We start from the raw sequence: 9408 nt of genomic DNA on the forward strand, positions 1-9408 counted from the left end.
CATGCCGTCAGGGCGCCGTGTGAAAGCCCTCGTCATCGGTGCCGGTATCGGCGGTCTGACGTGTGCGGTCGCGCTCAGGCGCGTCGGCGTCGACGTCGAGGTGTACGAACGCGCCACCGAACTGCGCGAAGCCGGCTCCGGCCTGTCGGTCATGAGCAACGCCGTCACCGCCCTCGCCGGCCTCGGCATCGACCTGGGCCTGGACAAGCGCGGACAGGCCGTGGAGTCGTTCAAGATCATGGACCCGCGCGGCCGGGTCATCAGGGACCTGCCGTTCAAGGACGCCTGTGAGCAGGTGGGCGCGCCGAGCTTCTGCCTCAGCCGCGCGGACCTCCAGGAGGCCCTGCTGACGGAGGCGGGCGACTGCCCGGTCCACCTCGGGGTGACCGCCGTCGGCTTCGAGGCCGGGGGCCCGGGGGTCACCGTCCGCTTCAGAGACGGCCGTTCGGCGAGCGGGGACGTTCTGATCGGCGCCGACGGGTTCAACTCGGCCGTACGGCGCCACCTCGTCGGACCCGAGCGGCCACAGGACTGTGACCACCTCTTCCGGCTCGGGATCGTCCCCTTCCAGCACCCGTGCCTCACCACGGGGGCCGTACGCCACTACTGGGGGCGTGGACAGCGGTTCGGCCTCATCGACATCGGGCACGGCCGGTGCTACTGGTGGGCCGCCATGAGCACCACCCCCGGGGTGCCCGCCCCGGGCCATGCCAAGGACGCCGTCCGGCAGGCGTACGAGGGGTGGGCCGACGAGGTGCGGGCGGTCATCGAGGCCACTCCCGAGGCGGACATCCTCTCCGTCCCCTCGCGCGACCGGGCCTTCCTGGAACGGTGGGGCGACGGTCCCGTCACCCTGCTCGGTGACGCCGCCCACCCCATGCTGACCACGCTCGCCCAAGGGGCCGGCATGGCCATGGAGGATGCCGTCGTGCTGGCCCGGACGCTGGCGGAGCCGACGAGCGACGATCCCGTGCGGGCCCTGCGCGCGTACGAGGAACTGCGCCGCGACCGCACACGGGCGATGGTGGCCGGGTCCCGCGGCATGAACAGACTGACCCAGGGGGCCCGCCCGCACCGCCGTCTGATCCGCGACGCCTACTTCCGGCTGGTGCCCCGCCGCGTCCTCGTCCGGCAGACCGTCCAAGCCCTCGCCTACCCGGACGAGCCGGCCGCCGGACCCCGCAGCGTCCGACGGGACCTGAGCCCCCTGGAACGGCTGTACTGGACCGCCGACCTGACCTCGCCGCTCAACGTCATCGCCCGCGCCCGGGTCCACGGGCACCTGTCCCCGTCGCTGCACCGCCGCGCCCTGGACATCCTTCAGCTGCGGCACCCCCTCCTGCGTGTCGCGATCACCGACGACGGCACCGGAGCACACCCCGCCTTCGCCCCCCTGGACGGACGGCAGATCCCGCTTCGGCACGTCCGTGTGCGACCGGACGATCCCACGGCCGACACCCGGTGGCAGCACGAGGTCGACAGCCACGAGCTCGCGGAGGGCCTGGACTGGAGCGCGGGGCCGCTCCTGCGCGCGCTGGTGATCACGGCCGGAGGGACGGAGGACGAGGACGGAGGGGGCGTCCACGACCTGCTGCTGACGGTCTCTCACGTCATCGCCGACGGCAAGACGTGCCTGTCCCTGGTCCGTGAGTGGATCGAGATCGCCGCACGGCTGGACCGCGGCGCGCCGCCGCGGGCCGTTCAACGGCGGGTCCTACCCGCGACGGACGACCTGCTCCCGCGCCGTCACCGGGGCGCCGCGGGTGTCGCCGGCTTCAGAGCCATGATGCGACGGGAGGAGCGGGCCTCCCTGAGCCGCCCCGCACAGCGGGTCGTCCCCAGCGAACACGTCCCGTTCGAAGAGCGTCGCACCCGGATGACCCACCGGTTCCTCACCGCCGTCCAGTTGGAGCTCCTGGTGCGGACCGCCAAGCGGCACGGCACCACGGTCCACGGGACGCTGGCCGCCGCGATGGTGTCGGCGGTCGCCCGCGACGCGGGCACCCCGGCCACCGCGTACTTCTCGATCGGTTCGCCGGTCGACTTCCGCGCCGACCTCGAACCACCCGTCCTTCCCGACGAGGCCGGCACCTACGTGGCCACGGTTCCCTCCCGCGTCCGGTACGAGCCCGGCGGGCCGCTGTGGCCCATGGCCCGGGCCATCAGCCAGGACCTGGTACGGCGCCGAGAGAGGCAGGAGCACCTGGCCACGATCAGCCTGCCGCGCGTGGCGGGCCCCGGTTCGCTGGCGGACAGCGCGTCGTTCATGCGGTTCATGGACGAGGAAGGGCCGATCAACCTGTGCCTGTCCAACGTCGGCCGCTACGACTTTCCCGAGCGGATGGGTCCCTGGCGGGTCGACGGTGCCCAGTTCCTCACGGGCGTCTCGGTGATGGGCGCCATCGTGGCGGCGGTGACGACCAGTCACGGCCGGCTCTCGTGGAACTTCGGCTATGTCGAGGGCCTGGTTCCGGAGTCGCGCGCGCAGCGCATCGCCGACGACTCCGTGCGCGTCGTGCTGTCCGCCCTCACCGATTGACCGGCCGAGCCGGATACATGCCGGACGCGGCGGACCCCTCGTGATGCCGCTCCCCGCTCCTTGGAGCTGTCGGCCGCCCCCCTCCCGTCGAAAGGTTCCGTTCCGATGACCAGTGCTCCTGACCGCTCGCCGACACGACGCAGTGTCCTGCCCGCCGGCGAGAACGGCTCGCTGTGGGAGGTCCGGCCCTCGTGCGGGATCTTCGAGTTCCGTGGCGTGCGGCTGCGGCTCATGGTGGAGGACCCCGCCGAGGTCCTGTTCCCGACCGACTGCGGGCTGAGCCTGCTCAGCGCGCTCAACGGTGGCGGCGCTCCCGCGCTGGAGGGCGTCAGCGCCCTGGACCTCGGAGCCGGATCCGGCATCTACAGCGTCGCCCTGCTCGCGGCCGGTGCCGCGCGGGTGACCGCCTTGGACATCAACCCCGCCTCCGTCGCCCAGACCGTGGCCAACGTGACGGCCAACGGGCTCGACGGCACACGGTTGACGTGTGTCACCTCACCGCTGGAGGAGTACACACCGGACGCGCGGTTCGACCTGGTGATCACCAACCCGCCGCACCTTCCCTACGATCCGAGTTATGCCAGGGCGGACGGTCTGGAAACGGCCCTCGTCGCCCGAAGAGGCGGCCGAGCGGTGTACGACGCCGTCATCGACCGCGTGGACAGCTTCCTGGAGCCGGGCGGCTCCCTGCTCATGGCGCACTCCTCTCTTGCCGACATTCCCCGAACCGTCACGGAACTCACCGCACGTGGCTACGAGACCGAGACGCTGGAGATCTTCGAGATGGACATCCCGCTGCTGGCGTACGCCGAGCACATGGAGACCCTGCAGACCCGTCTGAAAGAACTGCGGACGGCGGGACGGGCGGAATTCGACGGATCGCGCTTCACGGTGCACGCCCTGCTCTTCCGGCGCCCCCCGGGTGCCGTCCGCCGCTGACGGCACCCGGACACCGCCCCGCGCCTGGGGTTCGCGGGGGCCCGCCGCATCGGCGGGCCCCCGCGACCGGTCTCCGGCGGCGGCGACGGCCCGAGCCGGTCCGGGCCGCTGCTCCGCGGGCCTCAGAGCGACGCATCCCGCCTGTCCCGCATCAGCCGTGCGATGTCGGCGATGGTGGTCGCCTGCGAGAGTTCGTCGAAGCCGACCTTGAGCCCGGACTCCTCTTCCAGCACGAAGGACAGTTCCACCACGAACAACGAGTCCAGTCCGAGCGCCGTGGGCGTGGCCTCGGGGGACACCAGCTCGGACCGCACCTGAAACCTGTCGGCCAGGATGTTCACCAACGTGTCGTACATGCCGTTCCTCCGGGGCGAGTCAGCGGGAATTCTCCAGGTGCGGCCACACGAGGGTCGTGGCCCCCCAGGTGAGGCCGCCGCCGAAGGCCGTGAGCAGGGCCCGGTGTCCGGGCTTGAGGTCTCCCGCACGGTCGGCGTGATCGAGCAAGATCGGAATCGAGGCGGCCGAGGTGTTGCCGACCTGCTCGATGTTGGACAGCGCGCAGTCCGTCGTGACGCCCAACTGCTGCGCGAGCATGGTCAGGATCCGCGCGTTCGCCTGGTGCGCGACGATCCGGTCCACTTCCCCCGGCGTCCACCGCGCGGCGTCCAGCGCCGAGCGTGAGGCGGCCGTCATGTGGTCAACGGCACGCCGGAACACTTCCCGCCCCTCCAGGCGCATGTACGGGTCCGCCGGAGCACCGCCGGCCTTCGAGCGTTCCTCGGATCCGCCACCGCGTACGGTGATCAGATCGCGGCCCCCGCCATCACTGCCCAGCACGCATGTCCCGAGGGCGCCGGGTTCCTCGCGACGGCCCGAACGCAGGACGACGGCACCGGCGCCGTCGCCGAAGAGCATGCTCGTGGGGTCGTCCGGCGCGACGCTCAGCGAGAGCGTGTCCGTGCCGATGACCAGGGCGCTGTCGGCCGTGCCCGCGGCGATCAGGCCCTGCGCGACCCCCAGTCCGTAGACGAAGCCCGCGCACACGGCCTGGACGTCCAGCGCGGTCACCCCGGTCATCCCCAGCCGCGAGGCGACGTTCGGGGCGGTGCCGGGGCACGGCCTGTCCGGTGACGTCGTGGCGACGACCACGGCCGCGACATCGCCGACCGCCGATCGGGAGAGCGCCTCGCGGCCGGCCGCGACCGCCAGGTCTCCGCTGGTGGTGCCCGGTTCCACGACGTGCCGGAACCGGATGCCGGAGCGTTGGAAGATCCATTCCGGTTCCCGGCCCAGGCGCTCCGCCAGTTCCTCGTTCGCCACCCGGCGTGGGGGCAGACACGATCCGACCCCCATCAGGACGGACGCCGGGACGCCTCGGCCCGGCCGTGAAGGTGCATTCGTGAGCAAATCCCCCATAAGCCAAACTCGTATCACGCCGAGGAGTCCGGAGCCGGACCGCCGCGCGGCCCGGGGGTCTTCGAGCGTGGCCGGGGCGCCGGGCGAGTGCCGACGGTCTGGGTCATCCCCGGTCGACGGCCACGCGGAGTCCGCGGATCACATAGCCCCCTATCTCGTCCTGGAACGTGACGCGGGGCGGGGTGAGCATGCGGATGCCGTCGAGGGCGAAGAGGTGCCCGAGGAAGACGTTGGTCTCCATCATCGCGAGGTCGGCACCGGGGCAGCGGTGCGGTCCGTCTCCGAAGGACAGGGCGGCCGCGTACCGCCCGGTCGTTGCGGGCCGGCCGGGGCAGACCGCCGTGGGGGCGGCGCCCACAGCCTCCGGGTCGGTGTTGGCCTCGTCCACGAAGACGTCGACGAGCGCGCCGGCCGGCACCGTGACCGGGCCGTCGGCGCCCGGGACGTCGAGGGCGCCGGTGGTCCGCCGGCTCAGACGGGCGACCGCGGGTTCCAGGCGCAGGATCTCGTGGATCACCGCAAGGCGTTCGGTCTCGCTCCCGGCCCGGTAGCGCTCGCGCAGAGCCGCGTCGGTGAACAGGTGCCACGCGGCGACACAGATGAACTCGCGGGTGGTGACCATGCCCGCGGCGGCGTACGTGAGGCACTCGCCGAGGATCTCCGGGTTCGAACAGCCCTCCGCGATCAGATGCGAGATCAGGTTGTCGGCGGGCCGTTCGCGGTGGGCGCGGACGGCCGGGCGGACGTCGGCGAGGTAGATCCGCAGCCAGTTGGTGTTCTGGCGGAACAGCCAGTAGATCCCGTGGGGACTGGTCAGCCCGGGCTTGCCGAACTCCTCGGGGAAGAAGCGCTCCAGCCGGCGCTGGATGCCGGTTCTGCTGTGGGTCAGGCCGATCACCCCGCACGCCACGTCGATCGCGACGCCGAAGGTGAGGTCCTCCAGCCGTGCCTCACCTTCGGTCCGCAGGGTGTTCAGGTACGTGTGCGTGACGCGTTCGGTGAGTTCCCGGTAGTGCTCCTCCACGCGGCGGGGTGTGAAGTAGCGGGCGGTCTGACGACGGTGCTCCCGGTGTTCGGACCCGTCGCGGTACAGCACGGGCCGCCGGATACGGGCGGGCAGCTTCTCGACGGTCTCGATGCCCAGACCCGCCTGTACGGTGTCGGCGCTGCGCAGTACGGCGCGTGCCGCCGGGTAGCCGCGCACCTGCCACGTGCCGTCCTCCCTTTGGCCGATCGGGCAGCCGGGTCCGGTGTGATCCCTGCGAATCTTCCGTACGTCGTCGTCGGCTCGGTCCATCGGCTGCCGCCTCGGTCGTCGTGTCGGTACCCCTCCCGGGAGGAGTCCGCTGTCAGGCACGTGCGGCCAGACTTCAGGATCGCCGCCCCGGCCGCCAGGGCTTTGCCCAGGCTGGTGCGCCGTCCATTGGCGGCACCTCGGCGCGTGTCGGACCGGACACCGCGGCTGTGAAGGCGCCGTTGCCGAGACTGTCCGCATGAGTGAAGAATCCGCACCGCCACCGGCGGCGCCATCGGCCGCCGAACGACGCGAACGCCAACGGACCGTCGTCATGGCGACCCTCACCGTCCTGGCGGGCGCGGCCGACGCGGTCAGCTTCCTGACCATGGGCCACGTCTTCACCGCCCTGGCCACCGGCAACGTGCTCTTCCTGTCCTTCGCCGTCGCCGGTGAGGGACAGGTGCCGGTGGCCCGCCCGGCGATCGCCCTGGGCGCGTTCGTCCTCGGGGCCCTGGCCGGTGCCCTGGCCACCAAGGGTCTCGTCGCACACCACCGGCACTGGTTCGCGGCCGCGTTGACGGTGGAAGGGGTGCTGCTGGCGCTCGCGGGCGCGACAGTGCTGTGGCGGCACGGTTCCGGCTCACTCACCGAGGACCCGGACAACCTGGTCATCGCCATCGTCGGATTCGCCATGGGACTGCGCGCGGACACCGCACTGCGCGCGGCCGTTCCCGGTATGCCCACCCTGCTCGTCCAGGTGTCGCTGGTCCGCCTCATCCACGGCCTCACCGGAGCCACCCCCTCGACACCGGAACGGCACACGATCCGTCCCCGGCTCGTCGCCACCGTCGTCGGCATCTTCGCGGGCGGCGCCCTCGGCACGCTCATCACGCCGTGGGGGACGGGCCGCGCGCTGCTCGCCATCGCCGCCGCGGTCCTGCTCATCGCGGCGCTCAACGTGCTCCTGGCGCGGTATCACCGCCTCGCGCCGGAACTGATCGGCTGACCTCGCCGCGCGGACGGAGGGGGCGCGATGACGAAGTGACATCATCTGTGCAGGTCACAGCCCTGCATCAGTTCATCCAGGAGTGGCTCTGTCGAAGATCGACAGCGGCTATTCTCCGCTTGTGTCCCCAACCCCCGCACAGCGTCGGCTGCGTGACGACCCGCGCACCGCCGAGGTGGCCGCCCGCGAGATCGTCCCCCTTCCCCTCCGTCAGGCCGAGGCCCTGCTCCGTACGCTCCGGTCCGGGGAGAAGGTGCTGGCGCTCTACCACCAGGGGCTGGGACACGCCGCGCTCACCACCGGCGCGCTCATCCTCCTGAACGGGCAGACGCCCGCGCGGGTGGTCAGGCCTCTGGTGATCACGCGGCCCGCGCACGGGGGCGCGTCACGCGTGGAGGTGTCCGTGGAGGGGCGACGGATCACCGTGTGGGGTTCGGTGATCGACCCGTCCGGCGACCTTCTGCAGGGGACCGGGAACATGGCGCGGGGCTCCACCGCCGATGACCCGCGCCTGGCCGCGGTCGTCGCCGGCGAGAAGCTGTCGCTGCCCGGCGACCAGAAGAAGGCACTGCTCGCGGAACTCGGACCCGGTGAATCCGTGCGGTCCCTCTATCACTGCGGCTGGGGCTACGCGGCGCTCACCGGGCGCGGACTGGTGCTTCTGCGCGGCCTCGTGGCCCCCAAGGCGACCCGGGTGCCCGAACCCGTGTCCGTCCTTCGCCGCGAGCACGGCATCCTCGACTCCACCGTCATCGTCGTCGACGGCAAGGAGTTCAGGCTTCACGGGTCCACGCTCGACCCGAAGGGGTCCCTGCTCGCGGAGGCCGGCGAGATGCTGCCCGACGGTTCCTTCGTACGCCCCCGGGGCCGAGCCCGGGTATGGGCCTGGGCCCGCAGGCACCCCATCCTCGCCTCCATGGTCGCGGTGTCGATGGTCTCCGCCGCCTGGGGCGTGGGACACCCGGAACCCGCCCGGGCGGGCGCCGACGGCCCCGTGGCGGTGCGGGACTTCAAGGGGACGGCCCTCACCACGGCTGTCGCGGAGGCACGACGTCAGTCCTGGATGGCCGTGACGACGACCGATGCCTCCTCGTCCTTCCGGCCGGTGAAGAATTCGGCGCCCGGCTGGCGGGTCTGCTTCCAGACGCCCTCGGGACGGGAGACGGTCCGCCCGGCCGTCAGTGCTCTGACGCTCTACGCGGTCCCCGAGAAGGAGGCGTGCCCCACACGGCTGCTCGGCCCCCGAAGGATCGTCATGCCGGACCTGCGGGGTGAGACTTTCGGCGAGGCCTCACATGCCATCGACGACCTGGGCTTCGTGTACACGGCCGCCTGGCACGCGTACACGGGTGAGCGCCTCGACCAGGGTTCCCGGGACGTGGACGACTGGCGGGTGTGCCGCCAGCAGCCGTCACCCGACCGCGAGGTTCTGTTCTCGGCCCGGGTGGAGCTGTGGCTGATCGGTCCCGGTGACCCCTGTGCCAAGCCCAGCCCGAAGCCCTCCGCGAAGCCGAAGCCGAAGCCCAAACCGAGGCCGACACCCGCGGCGAAACCGCGTACCGGGGGCACGAGCGGCTCCGCCTCGGCGGGCGGTACGTCAGGAGGCGGCACCGGCGGCGGTGGTTCCACGGGCGGCTCCTCCGGGACCTCGGGCGGAACCACCGGCGGCACGGGCGGCGGGTCCGGCATCGGTTTCGGGCAGTCCTGCTCTCCCGTGGGTGCCACCGCGACCACGGCCGACGGGCGCCCCGCGAAGTGCTTCATGGGCAGGGACGGCCATGCCCGCTGGGGCTACAACTCCGGCTGATCGGGAGCGCTCAGGGGGCCGCGGCTCCGGCTGGTCGGGCCGCGGCCCCCGTGGAGCGCTCGATGTTGCCGGAAACCGGCAGTTCAGCCGGGGCTCCACGTTTCCGGGACCTGCCATGTCGGCCGATCGGGCACGTGTGACCTAATGCTCCGGAACGAAGGAGACACGGGAGTGGCTGTGCGGACGGCGGACCGGTGGATCGCGGCACGGATCCGGCACGAGCGGTGGTACGCGGCAGCGTGGGCCCTGCTCGGACTGGCCCTGTCGGCGGTGGCCGTGGGGCCCGGCATGGTCGTCCCCGGACAGGTCGCCACGGAGGCGGCCTTCCGCGACGCCGTCCCGTGCGCCGGTGAAGCCGCGTCACGGGACGACGGCTTCACCGGCGCACGGGACGGCGGCACGAGCTGGCGGCGCCCGCTGCGGGGCCCCGTGCTGGACCCCCCGCTGGGCAAGAGCGGCCGGCC

The 9408-nt window shown here is 72.2% G+C and carries 8 protein-coding genes; 5 read left to right on the forward strand and 3 right to left on the reverse strand.

Going from position 1 to position 9408, the window contains the following annotated elements; genetic code table 11:
- Window positions 1-19: 19 nt before the first annotated feature.
- Window positions 20-2539, forward strand: coding sequence for an FAD-dependent monooxygenase (locus tag ACF07B_RS24535; protein WP_392180504.1), 2520 nt, complete (start codon window positions 20-22; stop codon window positions 2537-2539).
- Between the two features lie 105 nt (window positions 2540-2644).
- Window positions 2645-3478, forward strand: a complete 834-nt coding sequence (locus ACF07B_RS24540; RefSeq protein WP_392180505.1) for a methyltransferase — start codon at window positions 2645-2647, stop codon at window positions 3476-3478.
- A gap of 122 nt (window positions 3479-3600) precedes the next feature.
- Here ACF07B_RS24540 and ACF07B_RS24545 read toward each other — a convergent pair whose 3' ends face one another.
- The 3 genes from ACF07B_RS24545 to ACF07B_RS24555 all read right to left on the reverse strand — a co-directional run bounded on the left by ACF07B_RS24545 (window position 3601) and on the right by ACF07B_RS24555 (window position 6191).
- Window positions 3601-3834, reverse strand: coding sequence for an acyl carrier protein (locus ACF07B_RS24545; protein ID WP_392180506.1), 234 nt, complete (start codon window positions 3832-3834; stop codon window positions 3601-3603).
- A gap of 19 nt (window positions 3835-3853) precedes the next feature.
- On the reverse strand, window positions 3854-4798 hold the full coding sequence (locus ACF07B_RS24550; protein ID WP_392180507.1) for a beta-ketoacyl-ACP synthase 3: 945 nt from the start codon (window positions 4796-4798) through the stop codon (window positions 3854-3856).
- Window positions 4799-4997: 199 nt separating this feature from the next.
- The gene (locus ACF07B_RS24555) at window positions 4998-6191 is read right to left on the reverse strand and encodes a cytochrome P450 (protein WP_392180508.1); all 1194 of its coding nucleotides are present in this window, start codon (window positions 6189-6191) and stop codon (window positions 4998-5000) included.
- 196 nt (window positions 6192-6387) lie between these two features.
- Here ACF07B_RS24555 and ACF07B_RS24560 point away from each other — a divergent pair, with 196 nt between their 5' ends.
- The 3 genes from ACF07B_RS24560 to ACF07B_RS24570 all read left to right on the forward strand — a co-directional run.
- The gene (locus tag ACF07B_RS24560) at window positions 6388-7137 is read left to right on the forward strand and encodes a YoaK family protein (RefSeq protein ID WP_392180509.1); all 750 of its coding nucleotides are present in this window, start codon (window positions 6388-6390) and stop codon (window positions 7135-7137) included.
- Between the two features lie 121 nt (window positions 7138-7258).
- Window positions 7259-8944: a hypothetical protein gene (locus ACF07B_RS24565; RefSeq protein WP_392180510.1), complete on the forward strand. Its 1686-nt coding sequence runs from the start codon at window positions 7259-7261 to the stop codon at window positions 8942-8944.
- 171 nt (window positions 8945-9115) lie between these two features.
- The coding region (locus ACF07B_RS24570) for a hypothetical protein (protein WP_392180511.1) at window positions 9116-9408 on the forward strand (293 nt) is incomplete at its 3' end.

Origin of the sequence: Streptomyces sp. NPDC015532 (assembly GCF_043078065.1) — a bacterium.
Classification (GTDB): Bacteria; Actinomycetota; Actinomycetes; order Streptomycetales; family Streptomycetaceae; genus Streptomyces.